Annotated in this window: 17 protein-coding genes, 1 pseudogene and 1 riboswitch; of the genes and pseudogenes, 17 read left to right on the forward strand and 1 reads right to left on the reverse strand. The window is 40.0% G+C overall.

Features of this window, described 5'->3' with window-relative positions:
- Window position 1: 1 nt before the first annotated feature.
- The 13 genes and pseudogenes from LYZ37_RS18415 to LYZ37_RS18475 form a co-directional block, all read left to right on the forward strand.
- Window positions 2-1033, forward strand: a complete 1032-nt coding sequence (locus LYZ37_RS18415; protein ID WP_272788277.1) for an acyltransferase family protein — start codon at window positions 2-4, stop codon at window positions 1031-1033.
- Window positions 1021-2256 (forward strand): hypothetical protein, encoded by a 1236-nt coding sequence (locus LYZ37_RS18420; RefSeq protein ID WP_272788278.1) that lies wholly within the window; start codon window positions 1021-1023, stop codon window positions 2254-2256. Before LYZ37_RS18415 ends, LYZ37_RS18420 begins: the two co-directional genes overlap by 13 nt.
- Window positions 2253-3473, forward strand: coding sequence for an O-antigen ligase family protein (locus tag LYZ37_RS18425; protein WP_272788279.1), 1221 nt, complete (start codon window positions 2253-2255; stop codon window positions 3471-3473). The genes LYZ37_RS18420 and LYZ37_RS18425 overlap by 4 nt, the downstream gene beginning before the upstream one ends.
- Window positions 3470-4585 carry a glycosyltransferase family 4 protein gene (locus LYZ37_RS18430; RefSeq protein ID WP_272788280.1) on the forward strand — a complete coding sequence of 372 codons (1116 nt, stop codon included), beginning with the start codon at window positions 3470-3472 and terminating at the stop codon, window positions 4583-4585. The genes LYZ37_RS18425 and LYZ37_RS18430 overlap by 4 nt, the downstream gene beginning before the upstream one ends.
- Window positions 4578-5633 carry a glycosyltransferase family 4 protein gene (locus LYZ37_RS18435; RefSeq protein WP_272788281.1) on the forward strand — a complete coding sequence of 352 codons (1056 nt, stop codon included), beginning with the start codon at window positions 4578-4580 and terminating at the stop codon, window positions 5631-5633. The genes LYZ37_RS18430 and LYZ37_RS18435 overlap by 8 nt, the downstream gene beginning before the upstream one ends.
- On the forward strand, window positions 5630-6085 hold the full coding sequence (locus LYZ37_RS18440) for a glycosyltransferase (RefSeq protein WP_272788282.1): 456 nt from the start codon (window positions 5630-5632) through the stop codon (window positions 6083-6085). Before LYZ37_RS18435 ends, LYZ37_RS18440 begins: the two co-directional genes overlap by 4 nt.
- Window positions 6082-6558, forward strand: coding sequence for a glycosyltransferase (locus LYZ37_RS18445; protein WP_171320911.1), 477 nt, complete (start codon window positions 6082-6084; stop codon window positions 6556-6558). The genes LYZ37_RS18440 and LYZ37_RS18445 overlap by 4 nt, the downstream gene beginning before the upstream one ends.
- Before the next feature lie 14 nt (window positions 6559-6572).
- Window positions 6573-7151: a serine O-acetyltransferase gene (locus LYZ37_RS18450; protein ID WP_171320912.1), complete on the forward strand. Its 579-nt coding sequence runs from the start codon at window positions 6573-6575 to the stop codon at window positions 7149-7151.
- 248 nt (window positions 7152-7399) lie between these two features.
- Window positions 7400-7487, forward strand: a riboswitch (cyclic di-GMP riboswitch).
- Between the two features lie 142 nt (window positions 7488-7629).
- Complete coding sequence (locus LYZ37_RS18455) at window positions 7630-8631, forward strand: calcium-binding protein (protein WP_171320913.1); 1002 nt, start codon at window positions 7630-7632, stop codon at window positions 8629-8631.
- 59 nt (window positions 8632-8690) lie between these two features.
- Window positions 8691-10355, forward strand: coding sequence for an ATP-binding cassette domain-containing protein (locus tag LYZ37_RS18460; RefSeq protein ID WP_272788283.1), 1665 nt, complete (start codon window positions 8691-8693; stop codon window positions 10353-10355).
- Complete coding sequence (locus tag LYZ37_RS18465; protein WP_272252301.1) at window positions 10352-11626, forward strand: HlyD family type I secretion periplasmic adaptor subunit; 1275 nt, start codon at window positions 10352-10354, stop codon at window positions 11624-11626. The genes LYZ37_RS18460 and LYZ37_RS18465 overlap by 4 nt, the downstream gene beginning before the upstream one ends.
- 72 nt (window positions 11627-11698) lie before the next feature.
- On the forward strand, window positions 11699-13423 hold the full coding sequence (locus LYZ37_RS18470; RefSeq protein ID WP_272788284.1) for a hypothetical protein: 1725 nt from the start codon (window positions 11699-11701) through the stop codon (window positions 13421-13423).
- 83 nt (window positions 13424-13506) lie between these two features.
- Window positions 13507-13641 (forward strand): annotated as a pseudogene (locus LYZ37_RS18475) (IS5/IS1182 family transposase); the annotation flags it as partial.
- A 31-nt stretch (window positions 13642-13672) separates the two neighbouring features.
- Here the strand turns inward: LYZ37_RS18475 and LYZ37_RS18480 are convergent.
- The gene (locus tag LYZ37_RS18480; RefSeq protein WP_272788285.1) at window positions 13673-14683 is read right to left on the reverse strand and encodes an SDR family oxidoreductase; all 1011 of its coding nucleotides are present in this window, start codon (window positions 14681-14683) and stop codon (window positions 13673-13675) included.
- 813 nt (window positions 14684-15496) lie between these two features.
- Here LYZ37_RS18480 and LYZ37_RS18485 point away from each other — a divergent pair.
- The 4 genes from LYZ37_RS18485 (at window position 15497) to LYZ37_RS18500 (ending at window position 18669) form a co-directional block, all read left to right on the forward strand.
- Window positions 15497-16135 (forward strand): hypothetical protein, encoded by a 639-nt coding sequence (locus LYZ37_RS18485; protein ID WP_272788286.1) that lies wholly within the window; start codon window positions 15497-15499, stop codon window positions 16133-16135.
- Between the two features lie 162 nt (window positions 16136-16297).
- Window positions 16298-16753, forward strand: coding sequence for a hypothetical protein (locus LYZ37_RS18490; protein WP_272788287.1), 456 nt, complete (start codon window positions 16298-16300; stop codon window positions 16751-16753).
- 52 nt (window positions 16754-16805) lie between these two features.
- Window positions 16806-18233 carry an O-antigen ligase family protein gene (locus LYZ37_RS18495; RefSeq protein WP_272788288.1) on the forward strand — a complete coding sequence of 476 codons (1428 nt, stop codon included), beginning with the start codon at window positions 16806-16808 and terminating at the stop codon, window positions 18231-18233.
- A complete protein-coding gene (locus LYZ37_RS18500; RefSeq protein WP_272788289.1) occupies window positions 18226-18669 on the forward strand; it encodes a low molecular weight protein-tyrosine-phosphatase in 444 nt (147 codons plus the stop codon). Before LYZ37_RS18495 ends, LYZ37_RS18500 begins: the two co-directional genes overlap by 8 nt.
- Window positions 18670-18689 lie beyond the last annotated feature (20 nt).

Genomic DNA, 18689 nt, shown 5'->3' on the forward strand with positions numbered 1-18689 from the left:
TATGAATCTGCGTCGTTTACCTGAGCTAGATGCTCTTAGAGGAATCGCGGCTTTAATGGTGGTGTTATACCACTTTTTAATCCGTTACGAACAAATATACCCAACCGGTAATACTCCCCTTACTTTTTTTGAAGTAGGAGAGTATGGCGTTCATGTTTTCTTTGGCATCAGTGGTTTTGTTATTGCCTGGAGCTTGGTCAGGATAAACGACGCAACAGACTTTTGTATTGCAAGAGCAGCAAGGCTTTATCCGCCTTATGCTGTCGCTGTTCTAGTTACTTTTTCGGCTGTGAGCCTATTCGGGCTACCAGGTCGTGAAGTATCTATTTTAGATGCGCTACTCAACTTAACTTTGTTTCATCAATACTGGTCGATACCCTCTGTAGATGGGGTATATTGGACCTTGCTCATTGAAGCTCAGTTTTATTTTTGGGTTACAATGATTTTGCTTGTCAATAAAAATTTGAACCTATTTCGTTGTTTTAGCTTGATCTTTATTCTCGGTGCAGCACTAAATTTGGCTCTGCCAGAGTTCATTGTTTCTAAGATAATTAGCAAGTTATTTTTTATTTCTTATCTAGCCTATTTCTTAGTTGGCATGTTCTTTTTTGATATCTATAAGTCTAAAAAGCTTAATACGGCTAACCTCACTCTTTTAGTGGCCTGTGCGGGGTTGCAAGCTCTATTACATGAAATAGCTGTGTTTATGTTCGTTTCTTTTGTCTTTCTACTCCTAGTTTTTGATAAGTTGAAAGTAGTCAATCAAGGTATCTTTCTCTGGTTAGGCAGTATTTCATACTCTCTTTACCTTACCCATCAAAACCTTGGCTATATCATTATTAATAAGCTAATAGTTGTTGGTTTAAACTACTACCTTACAGTAGCCTTCGCTATTTTTTTGACGCTAATAGTAGCCCACGTTTTGTATAAGTGTATTGAAGGGCCTGGGAGAACACTGATGAAGTCCGCATTGGAGCAAGCGCAAGCTAACCTAAGGCTTAAGTCCGGCAGAGAAGCCTCATGCCAAAAGTGAATTCTATGTATGTTAAACTAGCCAAGTTATTTGGCGGTGTAGCAATTGCTCAAGCTATTGTGTTTTTAGCAACTCCTTTTCTAGCTAAATTATATGGGCCGGAAAGTTTTGGCCTTTTCGGCACCTTTTTTACCATCTCGTCTCTACTTGCAATTATTTTTTCACTTCGAGTAGACTTAGTTATTTCGAAATCTCAAGATAGTTGCGATGTGGAGCAAGCCCTGTCAATATTCCTTCTTGGCTTAGTATTTTTCCTACCAGCTTGCTTATTGATAGCACAATTTTATAGCTACTTTATTTCTCCAATTTCACTATCTCTTGTATTATATTGTGTTGTTGGCGGAATAGTTCTTGCATTCTTTAACTTGTCATATGCGTTTCTGGTTTATCAAGAATGTTACACTGCTATCGCAAAACAAAAAGTTACGCGAGCGCTTATTACTGTTGCTATACAGTTTACTCTTGTGGCTTACCTTCAGGAAGGTTTGATTGTCGGTACCTTGGTGAGTTACCTCGTTACATCCTTGATTTTTTGGAATGTTAAGCCTTATTTATGTAAGCTTGAATTTACGGTTCAACAAATAAGTTTAGCGTATAAAAATCACAAAGAAATTATAAAGTTCAACACCTTGAGTGATGTTGCTAATTTTGTTTCCCAGCAACTGCCGATGTTTATAGCAATGACCTTAGGCAGTAGCGTCGTTGCGCCATATTTTTTGGCTGAAAGGCTAGTCAGAACTCCTATTTACCTTATTGCTCAGTCTGTGCGCCCCATGATCATGAGGCAGTTGGTAGCCGCGAGCAATATTTCTCAATCTTACTTTAGAATTGTCGCAAAGCTCGTTTTATTAGCTATATTGTTAACTGTCATTGCTTATGTCGCCATCTACCTTCTATTTAAATATTTTAACTTCCCAGGGTGGCAATACTTAGATTTGTACTTATACCTAATTACTGCTTGGGCAATGGCTTCACTAGTTAATACAGCCACAACTCCTTTTTTAACAATTATAAAGGAATCTTCTGTCTTATTTAAGCTAGAAGTTTCAGCCTTAACCATTAAGGCCGGGGGCGTCTTCTTGTTCTATTTTTATGATTTTACCTTCGTTCAATTCATTTTTTTATTTAGTGGCTTCAGTGTTTTTTGGTACTGTGTAATTTTTGTTGTTTGCTTTTCTAAGGGAAGAGCTATACCGAATATTAAAGTAGAAGAGGCAGTATGATGGAGGTTAAGAAAAGTTGGCTCATATATACATTTTTTATATTTAGCTCCCTATTTCTTTCTCGCAGTTTTACATTCATGTTTGAGAGAGAGGAAGGTATAGGGTCTAGTTCATCTTTTCAGCTTATTGCTTTGCTGGTATACATACTTTCAAGTTATATCTTAATTAATAATGCTCGTATCCAACAGTTTATTTATGAGTCTCGTTATATACTTGGCTTGATTACCCTTATGTTCCTATCGGTACTTTGGTCCGATTTGCCGAATAAGACACTTTCTCGAAGTATTGCTATGTTAGGAACTTTGATCTTTTCTTACGCAATTTATAAAACCCTTTCAGTAAAGCAATTCGTAAATTTACTTCTTGTCGTATTCGGTGTCGGAGCATTTATATCTCTCTTTTTAGCTTTATTTGTTCCAGCTTTAGGTATTCACGCAGGCGAAACCTCAATTGACCATATTGGCCTATGGAAGGGTGTTTATGGTTTTAAAAATCACTTGGGACGCTTTATGGTGATTTTAATTTTTTGTGTTTTGTCTTTGTTTTTAATTAATAAGCGATTGACTCTAGTTCAGGTAATTATCTTTCTAGCCGCTTTTGTTTGTACTGTAAAAGCAGGTTCGTCTACAGCGTTTATGCTATTAGTGCTATGCCCGTTTATTTTGTTTTTTAGCCTTTTTGTTAAAAATAGAAGTGTTAAAAGTGGACTGAAGGTTGTTGCTATTTTACTCTTCTTTATGGGCCTGGTCTTCGCCATTTTTGTATTACCTTGGATTGTAACTGAAGTTTTTCAAAAAGATATGACTGGTTCTGGTAGAACGTTAGTTTGGGAAGCTTTATTAAATGCATCTCAAAGACCCTGGATTGGTCATGGTTTTGGTGGGGTTTTCTGGGGTGAGTATAATAGTGCTTATTATCTTTTGGATGAGGACTATTACAATTTAGGGCACGCTCATAATGGCATTGTCGATATTTGGCTAGAGCTCGGCTATATCGGTACTTCCTTTTACTTGTTTCTTAATTTTAAAGTTATCTATCAAGGCTTCAAAAGAACGGTGCTTGAAGGGGACGAATTTTCCTCTCTCTTCTTTATTACTACTTTATTTATTGTGCTCTATACCTTAAGTGGCGGCGGCTTTGTAAAACAAAATAATATGATGTGGGTGTTGTTTTGTGTTAGCTGGTTTTACTTACATAGCGAAAGGAATCAAACGTGAAAATAGCTTTTTTGCTTAATAGTTTGGCGATTGGCGGAAGTGAAAAAAAAGTTGTCAATTTGGCTAATCGGATATCCGAAAAAGGTTGGGATGTCAGTATAATGTATGTTTCTGGTTCGAATGAATTGGAAGCGAATCTTGATGACTCGATTACAGTAATAAAACTACGTGAGGTTAATGATAGCTTCTACTCAGGCATTAACTCGGCTTGTGATTTCCTAATAGATAAAGGTATTGAAACAGTATTTACCGTTAATATGTACCCTTTGTTATACGCTATCAAAGCCAAGGTAAAACGAGGTAAGAATCTGCGTTTTGTTTCTCTTACAAATACGACGCAGTTTGAAACAGTGAAAAAAGAGTTACAGATGTTGGTTTATCGCAGCGCTCTCTTTTTTGCTGATCACATTGCCTTTGGTGCGGAAGCGCAAAAGCTGCTTTGGCAGAAAAAGTATAAGCTTGGCAAAATGCCAGCGAGCATTTTGTACAACGGCGTTGATACCGAAAAATTTTGCCGCAACTTTTCGCTCGAACAACATGCTTCTTTGTTACAGGAGGAGCTGCAATTAGCAAAATTCGATTTCGTTTTTTGTACAGTAGCCCAGCTACGAATAGAAAAGCGGCATCAAGATATCATCGAAGCTTGTGCGAAATTGAAATCTCACGATATTAATGTAGCGTGTATGTTTGTAGGAGCAGGAACCCCTAGCTACCAACAAACCCTTCGCGCTTTGGCAGAGCAGCATGACGTAACCGAAAACATTATATTTATTGGCCAAGTTGATGATTGTCGTCCCTATTTGGTAGCGAGCGATGCTTTTCTGCTAGCCTCGGAAAGTGAAACCTTTTCCAATGCAGCGCTAGAGGCTATGGCATTGTCACTGCCAGTATTGATGTCTGATGTTGGAGGCGCGCCTGAAATGGTAGAGCAGGGAAGTAATGGTTATCTATTTGAAGCTTTAAACCCCGGTGCTATGGCGCAACAAATGCGACAATTAATATCTGAAACTGAAAAACAAGGTTTAGGGCAAAATGCGCGCAAAAGGGTCGAAAGAGATTTCTCAGACCAAGCTATGGTAAAAAACTATATGGATGTTGCTCAACATGTCTAATAAATACATTGTCATGATCGGCAGCGAACTGACGAGCCCTGGTGGCATTTCAGCCGTTGCTACTACCTATAAAAAAAGTGGCCTCTTTGAACAAGCGAAGGTGAAGTACCTTGCCTCATACGATAAGCCAAATAAACTTTCTATGTTAGTGAAGTTTTTCATTTGTTATATGCAACTTTTTAGAATGCTGATGCTGAAAAAAGTTGTCTGTGTTCACGTACATTCTGCTTCTAGAGGTAGTTTTTGGCGGAAAACAGTTTTATTGCAATTAGCTAGATTTTTTGGTGTCAAAACCATTTTCCACTTACATAGTGGCGAATTCAAAAACTACTATGAGTCATGTTCGCCAAAAATTAAGAAATATATTTCAGATTTTCTTTCCCAAGTTGATATTGTGATCGCTTTGACTGAATCTTGGAAGCAAGTTGTTCTCGAGATATCACCGCGGGCAAGAGTTGAAGTGGTATACAATCCTGTGGAGGAAATCGCTGGTGACTATCAAAAACTTAACAATCAAATATTATTTTTAGGCCGCCTACGAGACACAAAAGGTTTATTTGAGTTAATCGATGCCTGTGCCAAGTTGAAGCAACAGGGAACTGAGTTTGAACTTGTGCTTGCAGGAGATGGTGATATTGAAGACATTCGTCAACTCTGCGCTGCTAAAGGGTTAGCAGATGTTGTCAAGTTACCTGGTTGGGTTGATGGTAAAGCGAAGGAAAGACTGTTGCTAGAATCTGATATTTTTGTCTTACCGTCATATTTTGAAGGCTTGCCAATAGGTGTATTAGAAGCTATGGCGAATAAGGTTGCAGTGATTGCAACGGATGTCGGCGGTATCCCTGACGTTTTAACATCGGGCCAAGAGGGTTTACTGGTAAAAGCTAAAGATACAAATAAGTTAGCTGAGGCTATAAAAGAGCTGCTACAGAACTCAGAGCTGAAAAATAGATACATTAATAATGCTTACCATAGGGCCAGCCAGCAATTTACCAGTCAATCAGTTAATGCTGCCTTAATAAGCTTGTATGCACAGGAACAATCATGATGAAGACAAAAAAAATTCTTGCTGTAGCTTCTGGTGGGGGACACTGGGTGCAGCTTAGAAGGTTACAAAAAGCTTTCTCTGGCCATAACCAAGTGTATGTAACTGTGAAACCTGATTATCAAGCTGACACTCCTGAGGGCGCTAAATTTTATACTGTGCGAGATGCGACACGCTGGGACAAGATCGGGTTGATTCAATTGTTGTTGCAACTCATTGTTATTGTCTTCAAAGAGCGTCCTGATATCGTTATATCAACGGGAGCCGCTCCAGGCTATTTTGCGCTAAGGCTTGGCCGCTTATTAGGAGCAAAGACTATTTGGATTGACAGTATTGCCAACGTCGAGAAAATTTCTTTGTCTGGAGAAAAGGTTTCGAAACATGTTGATCACTGCTTAACTCAGTGGCAACACTTAGATGGTCGAGGTTTTAAGTTTAAAGGTAATTGTTTATGATTTTTGCAACAGTGGGCTCTCAAATGCCCTTTGATCGCATGGTTAAAGTTATTGATGAGTGGGCGCAAGTCACTCAGCGCAGTAATATTGTTGCGCAAGTAGGTAATACTAAAACTCAGTTTCAAAACCTAAGCTGCCATGATGGCTTTACGCCTAGTCAATACCAACAAAAGATTGAACAAGCTGAGGTAGTGATAGGTCATGCAGGTATGGGTACGATATTAACTTGCTTAGAGTTGGGTAAACCATTAATCATTATGGCTCGAGAAGGCGCTAGGCAGGAAACTCGTAACGATCACCAAATAGCGACTAAAGATTGGGTTAAAGACTGGCAGCATGTGCTTGAATTCGACTCTGTTGAGACCTTAGAGCAAGCTTATCAAGCTGCACTGAAAATGGGTAACTTGCTTACTTGTAACCAGTATTCAGAAAGCGAGTTGGTCGAATTTTTGAGTGATGTTATTAATAGTTAATTTAGGATTTGGTCATGGATTACCAAGAATATAAGACTCTGTTAGCTGCCGACTTATATCGCATTGAGGGAAAATCTGGCTTTAATGCAGGGTTAAAAGAATACTTTATCGGAGAGGGCTGGAAGTATATTTTCCATTTTCGTACTTGCCAGTTTTTAAAACAACGGAAGATTCTGAAGGTATTTCTTTATCCTTTGTTCCGACTTAAATTAAGACAAGTCGGCTTTAAGTTAGGGATCTCTATCCCAGTTACTACTCAAATAGGCCCAGGCTTATACATTGGTCATTTCGGTGGGATTATTGTTAATAGTCGTGTAAAAATTGGGCGTAACGTTAATCTTTCGCAAGGAGTAACGATAGGTACAAGTAATCGAGGTAAGAGCGCTGGAACTCCTACTATTGGCGATAATGTTTATTTAGGTCCGGGCTGCAAAGTATTTGGCAAAGTCAGTATCGCCAATAACGCCGTAATTGGCGCAAATGCCACGGTAAACTTCGATGTTAAAACGTGCGCTGTTGTGGCTCCGACCGCCGGGCGAATTATTTCTTACAAAGGATCTTCGGGTATAGTAAATTATCAAGTATCAGGTTAATTGAGCTTTATATTCAAACATCTCCCATACTGACTCGTATCCCATAGTTTTGCAGTAACTGATGATATTGCTTACTTGTATATTGATAGGCTCTGTTGACTTCGTTTTGATGAGGTTAAATTTAATTCTTTTCTTTTTCGAATAAGGCTAAAACTTTTTAGAATGACCTATGTTACATATTTGGTTTTTTTGTTGATTTTATTAAAAATAAGCCCTATAGTAATTTCGCCTTTTTAGTAACAGGCAGCACGTGAAAAAGCCAAACCTGATGTGAGTCAGGGACGGAAAACTAACAGGTCTTAAGGTGCCAACCTATAAGACGGCTGGGTTACCACACATTTAAATGGTATTAAATGTGAGGGCAATAGAGATGATCCTATTTTTCAGTAGGATTCACCCCATCTATCGCAGCACTCAATTAATTTTGAGACCTCCAATGTAATTAACTTTAATTTTTAAATTGAGTTTGGAGATAAAAATGGCGAACAACTACGTTACAGATACTCACGTAATCGGCTCAGAAACTTCTGATTTCTTAATCGGCACCCGCGGCAGTGACTACATCAATGGTTCTGGCGGTGCTGATATAGTTTTCGGTGGTCGCGGTGATGACTTCCTTAATGGTGGCGATCAATCTGATTTTGTATCTGGTGGTCTAGGTAACGACCGCATCTTCGGTGGTGAAGGTAATGATCTGGTAACCGGTGGCCGCGGTGATGACTATGTACTTGGTGGTGCAGGCGATGACATCGTACGTGGCGGTCGTGGTGACGACATCCTATCAGGTGGTGAAGGTAATGATTCACTTGTAGGTGGTCGCGGTGAAGACATCCTCGTTGGTGGTGAAGGTAACGACAAACTATGGGGCGGTGCTGATGATGACCAACTTTATGGTCAAGTTGGCGACGACGTACTAAAAGGCGGCAAAGGTAACGATACTCTTGTTGGCGGCGAAGGCATGGACGCACTACTTGGCGGCGCAGGTAATGATACACTTATCGCAACTGAAGACGACGTGCTTTTCAACGGTGGCCAAGACTTCGACACACTAACAGTGCTAGACGCAGATGGCGACATGCAAGTCTCTGTTGACCTAACAACAAACAATGCAGGTATCGAAGCATTAATAGGCGAATCAGGTGTTTCTACTACTGCGAAAATCAGCCTAGATAAAATTCTTCACAACTCACAAGACGACGGCGACGTGAATACAGTTGATATTGACAACACTTTCATAGCGGTAGGTATTGATGAGCTAGTTATCTCAGCTTCTAACGGCTTTAAAAACGGAATGGGTGACGTCGCTGCTCAAGTAACAGACATCTCTGGTGCAGAAGAAGAAGCTTACCTTTCTCTGGCTGGAGTAAAAGCTTCTGTAGACTTAGTACAATACAGCTTCGAGAAAAATGGCGAAGTGGTAAACGTAATCACTGACGCAGCACTTGTACCTGATGCAAGCGTTGATTTAGATATCGCATAATTGAGATTCTGACTGAGCAAATAGAGTGCTTACTGGCACTCTATTTTTTTAATAAAATTATGCAAAATCCATCATTAAGTGTAATCAACACAAATCTAAAAAAGTCCCTCATTTTTGCTCTTGCTTGTAGCTTCTTTACTAGTATGTTGCTGCTTGCCGTTCCCCTCTACTCATTACAAGTATTTGACAGGGTGATGAACTCACGCAGTGAAGACACGCTTCTAATGCTGTGCATTATTGCGCTTTGGCTAACACTTATGTACAGCATACTAGACTGGGTAAAAAACAGAGTACTGCTACAAACATCTTTAGAGTGGTCGAGTACTATTAAGCAACTGTTAACTGTAAAAATACTTGAATCCGCTGATTTAGAAGGCAAAAACTTAAAGAGTCAAGCCCTCAACAGCATAGATAAGTTTTCTAACTTCGTTGCTCAAGGCCTCAGTCCATTGTTTGAATTGCCTTGGTCGCCCCTGCTCATCGTTATTCTAGCATTAATCCACCCCTTGTTTGGTGTTATCTCCTTGATTGCTGCTATATGTTTACTTATCGTTGCATTTGTTAACTTCACAAATAAACCAAAGCAACTCAATCAGCAGCACCTCAAACTGACAGCGATTACAGAGTATAGCCAAGAAATTAAAACCTTAGGTATGCTTGATATCATCACCAAAGCTTTACTAGAAAGTGAGCAACAGGAAAACCAAGAGTTAAATAAACATGCGAGCAAAGAATATAACCTACTTGCAATAGCTCGTTTTATACGACTTGCCGCGCAAATCATTATTATTGCGGTTGGCGCATATCTCGTACTCAACGGTGAAACTTCCGTCGGTGCTTTAATCGCTTCGAGTATGATATTTGGACGTGCTATTGGTCCGTTTGAACAGGCCGTTACCCAAGCTAAAAATTGGTTGAGTTGCTATCGTTTGTGGTTAGATATGTCCAAACTCAACAAAACATTTGAAAAGGTAGTTGAGCCCGATTGTGACTTGGTTCAACCTTCCGGCAAGCTGACGCTCGCCGGGGTAATGCTCACCTACCCTAACTCTAATATCCCTTTTTTGCATGGCATTAACTTAAACTTTTCTCCTGGAGATTCAGCTGCAATAGTTGGTGCCCAAGGAGCAGGAAAGTCTACATTACTTGCACTAATCGCAGGTCACTATCAACCTAACCTAGGGAAAATAAGGTTAGACTCTGCAGCATTTGAACAGTGGTCCAGTAAAGTACTGGGGGTACACCTTGGCTTTTATTCAAGTAAGTCAGCACTTCTAAAGACTTCCGTATTTAATAACATCTCGCGATTTAAAGCAGATGAAGCAGCCAGCTTCAAAGCCTGTGAGCGCGTTGGTATGCACCAAACAATACTTAGCTGGCCAAAAGGTTACGACTCAATTATTGGCGTCGATATTCACCCTTCGGATGGCGAGGTGCAAAAGCTACTACTAGCGCGTGCTATTTTTGACGAACCTGCTGTGCTTATTCTGGATGAACCTGACAGTTTTCAGGACTCAGCGGGTGAAAGACTAATCAGCGAGATGATCAAAGAACGTTGTAGAAAAAACAAAACGACCTTGTTTACTACTAACCGCTCTGGCCTATTGGGCGCAGCTAACCGCGTTGTAGTACTCAATAAAGGCTCCATAGAAAGAGATCAGTCTGCAGCACAAATCTGCAACTCCGCCAATTCTAAAAAAATAAAGAATGAGAATCGAGCATGAGTTTAAATAATTTTAAAACTATTGGCTTATGTACAATATTTTTTGGCTTCTTTGGTTTTTTTAGCTGGGCAGCTTTATCTCCCCTGCACAGCGCTGCAATTGCGCCAGGCTTAATAGTCGTTGAAGGGAAAAAGCAAGAAGTTCAACATTATGATGGCGGTATTATAAAAAAAATTCACGTCAAAGAGAGTGATACAATAGCGGCTAATCAATTACTGATAGAGCTAGATGGAACTAAAGCTAACAGTAATTACTCTCAGTTAAAATTGCAGTACTACTACGAGTTAGCCAAAATCGATCGATTAAAGTCTGAGCTAGCTCTGAAAGACTCCATACACTTTAGTGATGAGACCCTACAAATATCACAGGATAACCGCCAAATACTTACCAACCAAAAGTTGCTATTTCAACAACGTAAACAAGCATTAGAAGGGAGCCTTAAGGTTCTCAAAGAGCGTATTAATCAAGCTGAAAAACAAGCTGAGTCATATACTCACCGGGTAAAGTCAGAACAGGAATCCTTGGCGTTATTGCAAAAGCAAATAAACATGATTGCGAGCTTGTTAGAAAAAGGCTTTGCCGCTCGCAACCAATACTTAGAGATGGAGTCTAAGAAACAAGCCATTCTCGGTCGATTAGGCGAATATCAATCAAAAGAGGCAGAAGCTAGGTTGTTAATAGTGGAGACAGAACAAGAGTTATTAAATAACAAAGTTGACTTCTTAACCAAGGTAAGTGATGAGATTCAGTTATTAGAGATTAAACTCGCACAGATAAAACAAGCACTTACTGAGTCTAAAAACATTTTGTCTCGCACCAAAATTTACAGCCCTATTGCTGGTAAAATTGTGGATTTAAATATTAATACAATAGGAGCGGTCATCTCTCCAGGCAAAACTATTGTAGGAATCATCCCAACAGAGGGAAACTTTATTGTTGAAGGGAGACTTAATCCTAAAGACATAGACGAAGTCAGACTCGGTCAAACAGCCATGGTAAGACTGTCATCCTATGACATTAGAAAAGTTAGCCCAATTTCGGCTATTGTCATAGAAATATCACCAGATCTCATTAAAAATCAAAATGATGAAACCAGTTACTATCGAATAAAGGTAAAGTTAGACCCGTTGGTTATCAAACAAAGGTCCGAGATTTCGTTGTACCCAGGCATGCCCGCAGAAATCATGATTCTGTTACAAGAAAGAACTACTTTAGATTATTTACTTAACCCAGTACTAGATAGTATGAACAAAGGTATGCGGGAATCTTAATATTTTGAACGCGAAGGTTCGAAGTGATAACATCAACTAGCTTTTGTTTAATAAACAAACTACACCTGAAAAATGATAAAAAAGACATTTAAAAGCAATGTATTAGCCATTTCTTCAGCGCTGTTCTGCTCTAGCCTCACCGCCAGCGGCGTGGTGATGGAAGACAATCTGGTACTTGCCGAAAACCTAGATCTTGTCCCGACCTTTTCTTCTTTAGGTATTACGCTAAAACGAGGCGACTTATTAGGCACTGAACCTCTAGTTATTGAATATCAACACTTTGGCGGTAATGAGTGGCTAACAGGGCCTGAGCTATGGTTTGATAACCGCATAGACGAATTCAAAGCGTCCTTGGTTTACTTGGATGACAATACACGCTACCAGTTACGGATCAAAAACCGCAAAACTATAATAGCAGCTCAAGAGTTTAGGACTTGGTCAGAAAACTTTCCTATTGGCAAAGAAATTGTTTTGCCAGAGTACAGCGATGAACCTTTGGTTATCGAGGAATCTGGCACTGAAAATGGCTATATCTTAATTCGCCCTGCTACAGGGAAGCGAGCAGTCATTAATACTAAAAATCGTCACGCAAATAATATAGTCATCAACGGCTCATATGTTATTGTCCGTGGCGTCACCGTAAAACGCGCCTCTGAATCGGCTATCGTGATATCACCAAAAGATTGGCTCAGCCAACAATCTAATGTCGTGATTGAGAATAGTGACATATCTCAGTGGGGAGGGCATAACCAATGTGGAGAGGGTTATACCTGCCCATATGGCGTCAACCTTCAAGCTGGTGTTTTTGCAACTGGCCATCATTTACAACAGAACTTGACTAAGGTGGTAATTCAAAACAACCGCATCTACAACCCTGCAACAACTTCAAACAATTGGCGTCAATGGAACCCAGAAAGCGGTAAGCACCCTTCAGGCCCCCAAGGCATTACCCTATATGAAACCAATGGCCAACATGTCATCAGATATAATGAAATTTTCTCTAACAACGGTAATAAATTTAATGATGCCCTTGGAGGTAAAGGCAACTTTTCTCAAGATGGGTTTTTAAATAAAGACAGTGATGTTTATGGCAATATAGTATCAGATGCGTGGGATGACGGTATTGAGCTTGAAGGAGCGATGAAAAATGTACGTGTTTGGAATAATATTATTACAAATACTTACAATAGTTTAGCGACTGCTAATGTCTCCCAAGGTCCACTTTACATTTGGAAGAACATCAGTGGTAAAAACATGATAACTGATAACGACTCCAAAGGTGCTTTTCTCAAAACGGGTGCAAATCAAGATTCTGAAAAAGTGAATGGCCAATGGGGCGGACGTATTTATGTTTACCACAATACCGTATTGCAACCTTTGGCCGATAATAGTGCACGTTTAGGTGCTCATGAAGGAATTGTTGATTCAGGTGGTGGCATGGATAATCTAGTTTCCAAAAATAATATAATTGAAGTGTCAAACCACTACAGTAAGGCAATTAGAGATGTCTCGCTATCGGCAACAAATGCTTTTCATAACGACCTTTTGTTCGGAGAAGTCGTAGCTGGTAACCGTTCATTGGTAGACAGCATAGCGGCTAAACCTGAGTACCGCGCTAATCCAACCCAAAACATTGGCTCAATAAATGCGCTGCGCTTTGGCGATTATCGTTTAACAGATACATCCCCAGGTGCTAAAGAAGCTAGACCAATTGTTGGCTTCACCCCTGTTGATACACAGTTAGATGTAGGTGCGCAGCAGCCATACGAAACTCAACTACAATTCGGCAACCGCTAGAGTCTGTTCCAGTCCAGATAAAATAGCCAGAAATTACTGGATTTTTTAGCAAATTTGGCTCGTATTGCTGCGTATAACACGGACACTTGGTTGAAAATGCGTGTGCAAGAATTGAACAATATCAAACTACTTCAACTAGATGCGACAATTTAGAAAAAAATTATGCCAGCATGTTACCGCTGGCATTTGTGATAATATGGCTACCGATGTGTTACTGAACAAAATACATACAACAAAGTTCAACATGCGCTAGGCAATGTACCAAGGCATCGCAATGCTAATGCCTTCCATAATGCGGATCTTAGGGTCAAAGCCTATCATTGATTGCGCTTTGCTGATGTCTGCTTGAGAATGCCGTACGTCACCCTCTCTAAAATCACGGTAAACCGGCTCGTTTTGATAGATCACATTATTGTCGGCTAAGGCTTTTTTAATCGCCTGATATAGTTCGTTTAGCGTGGTTCTGTCGCCTAAAGCTACATTAAAGACTTCGTTTTTGTCTAACTCGGCCACTGCGGATAAAATATTGGCTTGTACCACATTATCAATGAAACAAAAATCGCGGCTGGTTTCACCGTCCCCGTTGATAAACACATCTTCGCCGTTAATCATGGCGTCAGTCCATTTTGGGATTACCGCAGCATAAGCACCATTAGGATCTTGGCGTGGGCCAAAGACGTTAAAGTAGCGTAGGCCGACAGATTTGAATTGATATGCTTTCATAAATACATCGGCGTAGAGTTCATTAACGTATTTGGTGACCGCATAAGGAGAGAGCGGGTTACCTATGTTCTGTTCTACTTTTGGTAACGCAGGGTGATCTCCATAAGTAGAGCTAGAAGCCGCAAACACAAAACCTCTTACATTGGCATCTTTAGCTACGGTCAACATATTAAGCATGCCACTAATATTCACATCGTTGGTAGTTATTGGATCATTCAAAGAGCGTGGGACAGAGCCCAATGCGGCTTGATGCAATACATAATCAACGCCTTCGACGACCTGCTTACAAGTGGCCACATCGCGAATATCACCTTCAACGAAAGTAAAACGCTGCCATTGCTCTGCTGACACTTTTATTTTTACTTCATCTAAATTTTTTCGATAACCCGTGGCAAAATTATCTAAGCCGACTACAACTTGATCGAGTTTTAATAAGGACTCAAGAATATTTGAGCCAATGAACCCCGCCACACCTGTCACTAGCCAAGTTTTAGGTTGCTGCTTAAGGCTTATGCAAACTTCAGAATAATTTTTCATGGAATTCCCTTTAGGCAATATCGAGTAAACATTACTAGTTCAAGTCACGCAATGTATGATTTCATCTATTACAAAGTTGTGACAGGAAGAAAAATACGGGGAGCAAACGCAATTTTTTCAGACATCCTTGTTTAAGATGAAAAAAATGTTAAGGGACATGATTTTATGTCTTGTATATATTTTATCAAGTGCTAAAAATTGCTTTTTTAACGAAAAGCCTACGTTCTTATTTTTGCGTCATTATTCTTGAGCCCCAATGAGGCAGGGTGAGAGCGTGAACGTTTTCTAGTCAAGACAATGATAGATTTGACGATAACATTTAGCTGTAATCATATACTCCTTTTTAAGGGCTGCATAATACCTATTGACCATTTAAGAGTATATTTTCAAACGATTACTGACCAACGCTGAGGTGCATCAGTTACCTATCCCCTTTGGCAGGATAGTAGTCACTGTTAAAAAATAACTAGTATAGGCGGTAAAGAGTAGACCTTGTCTCGTATTCCAGCAGAAAAATGTATCAGGTGTCAGCGAATTTAGCATAAACCGATGTCAATAGCTCGTGGATGAATAGTTACGAGGTGATAATGGACCGAGTAGAAACAACGTTTGATTGTTCTATGGGCATAGGTAATATGAGTCAAACAGTAACTCGCTGAAGATAAATATTTGATGGTGAACTTTCGTAACACGCTGGTTGTTTATAGTGTTTCTAAGATTGCCAATATACGAATATTGTCCACTGTCAATTTGGCCGACGAGTGCTCCTTATGTTCCAGAACAGATACCTTTAGAAATTATATTTATTTTGTCATGAAAAAATTAGCTTTGTTTACTTACGTTACAGTAACTTTATATGTTCTCACAGTTGGAATGGTCGTGCTTTATCAGAGCATGTACCGAAGTGCAGCAGAGTTACAATTGGAAAACCTGACTCACAATGTAGCTAATGCCGATGGAATTAAATTAACGATACCACTTTCAGATGAATTGTCTCATTTCCCGCTCCCAACAGCCTACGATTTAGACTTGAGCGCAACCCTATATGAATGGGAAGATTACTTATCTCAAGAGAACAAATATATTGAGTTGAGAACAAGCTTAAGAGAGAAAAGCGCGAAGCTTCGTCCAACCTGGGCACCAAATCACGTAGAGCGCTCTAAGTTATCTCGCGAGCTCGGCAATGGTATGGAGAAGGAGAATTTGGATTTAGCTCTTTTGTTTGGTCCTTATACTTCACAGGCAATAATACAACACATCGATTTTACGTTTTCACATTGGGAAGATGTAAGTCGCGAATTTCAAATCAAAGCTGCTACTCAATTAGTAGGTGTGATCTATCGGAAAGAGTATCGCGCTGATTTGAATAATATGATCTCTTTTTCACGTGGAAAGGAAAGAATATGTAATTTGCTTATGTTCAACAGTCTGACGATAGAGTCTTGTAAGTAATATTTGGTAGTTTAGAAAAACCGTTTTTAATTGGCGCTACTCACTAATAGCCGTTAATTCTAAAAAAAGAGACAGAAAGTTACTTAAGAACCGTGTTAACGATGTATCAACCTTGCTAGAATTTGTAGTTAATGAGCTGAAAATTTAATTCAAGGAATTTAAATGAAATTGCGACTCTTAATGGCTGCGTTAGCAGTGTTCGCAGTATCTGCAAATGTCGTGGCAGATGAGGCAAGTCTAGATAATACGCTTCTAGAATCGTTTGGAAATGTATCTGATGAACAAACCATCCAGTCTGCATTTTTAGCGAATCCAGAACAAGTTTTAGAAGTACTGACTGCACTGCTATCGAACCAAGTCGTAGATCCTCAAACCGCTATTACCCAGGCATTGACTGTTTCACCAGAACTTGTAGATGAAATCGTGGAGATTGCACGTCAAGCTGGCGTTAGCAACGAAATTATTACAACGTCTGCATTGTTAGCAGGACTCGACCCTACGGTAGTTGCTGAAGCAACTGCTGCGGGTATCCAAACTGCTTCTTCTATTGCGCCTCCAGCAGCACCTGCGGTTGGATCTGACGGCGGTGGTGGTAATGCAGTAGTATCTCCTAACTAAACACTTATGCATATTCTAGAGGGCCCGGCTTGTCCGGGCTTTTATTTATCTCATGAAAAACTTAGAACAATTTGTCTTCTATTCCTTTCTAATTCTAATAGTTTGGCTACCTATTCCTTTAGGTAGCAATCGAGATTGGGCATGGGCTATTGCAGAACTTTGGGTCGCAGCGCAGAGCCTAATACTGGTTATCGCATACCGAGGAGTGCTTCCCTTTGGAGCACTACGTTCATACAAAGTGTTGTTGCTAGGATTGTTAGGCTTTCAAATATGGGTATTGTTACAGACAATTCCTTGGCCCCTTGATTGGCTGGCATTATTTTCCGAAAAAACAGCGTATATCTACAGTTTGGTGGATGCAGAAGTTGGTTTTCTCTCTTTAGACTCTAGAATGAGCCAAGTGTCTTTGGTTAAAGGAGTTACTTATCTTTTGTTTGCAGTAAATGCGGCGTTTTTAGTCAACTCTAGCCAGCGCTTAAAGCTTGTCGCTTTATCATTAGTCGTCAGTGGAACATTTCAGGCATTTTATGGAGCCACAGCAGTTTTATTAAATGTGCACGAGAGTCTTGTCTTTGGCTTGCCTGAAAAAGACATCGCAACTGGCTCCTTTGTATATAAAAACCATTTAGCAAACTACCTAATGATCGCACTATGTGTTGGTATAGGGTTGATTGTGACACAACTTCACGTTAGTAAATCAGGCTCTTGGCATATTCGAACCAAACGAATTCTTGAGGGAGTGATGAGCCCCAAAATGCTCGTTCGGCTGTGTTTGATTATTATGGTTATCGCATTGGTCATGACTCGCTCAAGGATGGGTAATACCGCGTTTTTTGTAGCTACTACGCTGGGTGGAGCAATTGCATTGCTTATCTATAAACAGAAACCTAGAGCATTAACGGCTTTGGTAGTTAGTGTGATTGCGATAGATACTATTGTTGTTGGAGCGTTGTTTGGTTTGGAAAAGGTTAAGCAACGAATAGTAGAAACTTCACTGGAAGTTGAATCGCGTGATCAAGTAGTAATATGGTCACTGGACATTATTCGTGACTTCCCGGTTTTCGGTACGGGCATGGGTAGTTTCTACGCAGTTTTTCCAATGTACTCAAAATCTGACATTGGATTCTATGACCATGCACACAATGATTATATACAGTTCATAGTAGAAGCTGGACTGCCTGCCACACTCTTACTCGGTTGCATTGTACTCTATTCATTTTTGCGCTGCATTAATACCATTCGAACCCGAAACAGTAGAACGATGAAAGGACTTGCCTTAGGTTCAATGATGGCTATTATCGGTATGCTGATCCATATTAGCGTCGATTTTAACTTGCAGCCAATGGCTAATGCGCTGACGTTTGTTTTGGTCTTGTTTATAGCTAATGCTACAGCGACACTACCTGCGATAGGGACTTCAACCGCTCAAATTATGTCTACAGAAAGACCACAGAGAAAGGGAAAGGTTGTTAATGATTAGACGAGTTCTTATTGTATGTTCCGGTAACATATGTCGCTCTCCACTTGCTGAAGTAATTTTTAAGCGCGAGTTACCTCAAATTGAGTTTGATTCGGCTGGTTTATTAGTAGAACAAAGTGGTTTGCATGACTACTCTGCGGCTCGCTATTCTCAAAAAGTAGCGAACCTCCATAATTTAGATCTATCTTGTCATCGGGCTAAGCAATTGAATAGAGAACTGGTTGAGTGGAGTGACCTGATTTTAGTGATGAGTCACGATCATATTGATTTGGTATCTGAACTTAACTCTGGAGCTACAGGGAAAACATTATTGATTGGTCAGTGGATAGGGGTTGGAGAAGTTAACGATCCTCTAGGTAAAGACATAGAGGAATTCGAACACTGTTATAGAACTTTAGCCCGTGCGATTGAAAGTTGGAGGAGCCGTCTTAGCTGAAAGCGAATTCAATACCTGCT

The sequence above is a fragment of the Vibrio tubiashii genome (genome assembly GCF_028551255.1).
Taxonomy (GTDB): Bacteria; Pseudomonadota; Gammaproteobacteria; order Enterobacterales; family Vibrionaceae; genus Vibrio; species Vibrio tubiashii_B.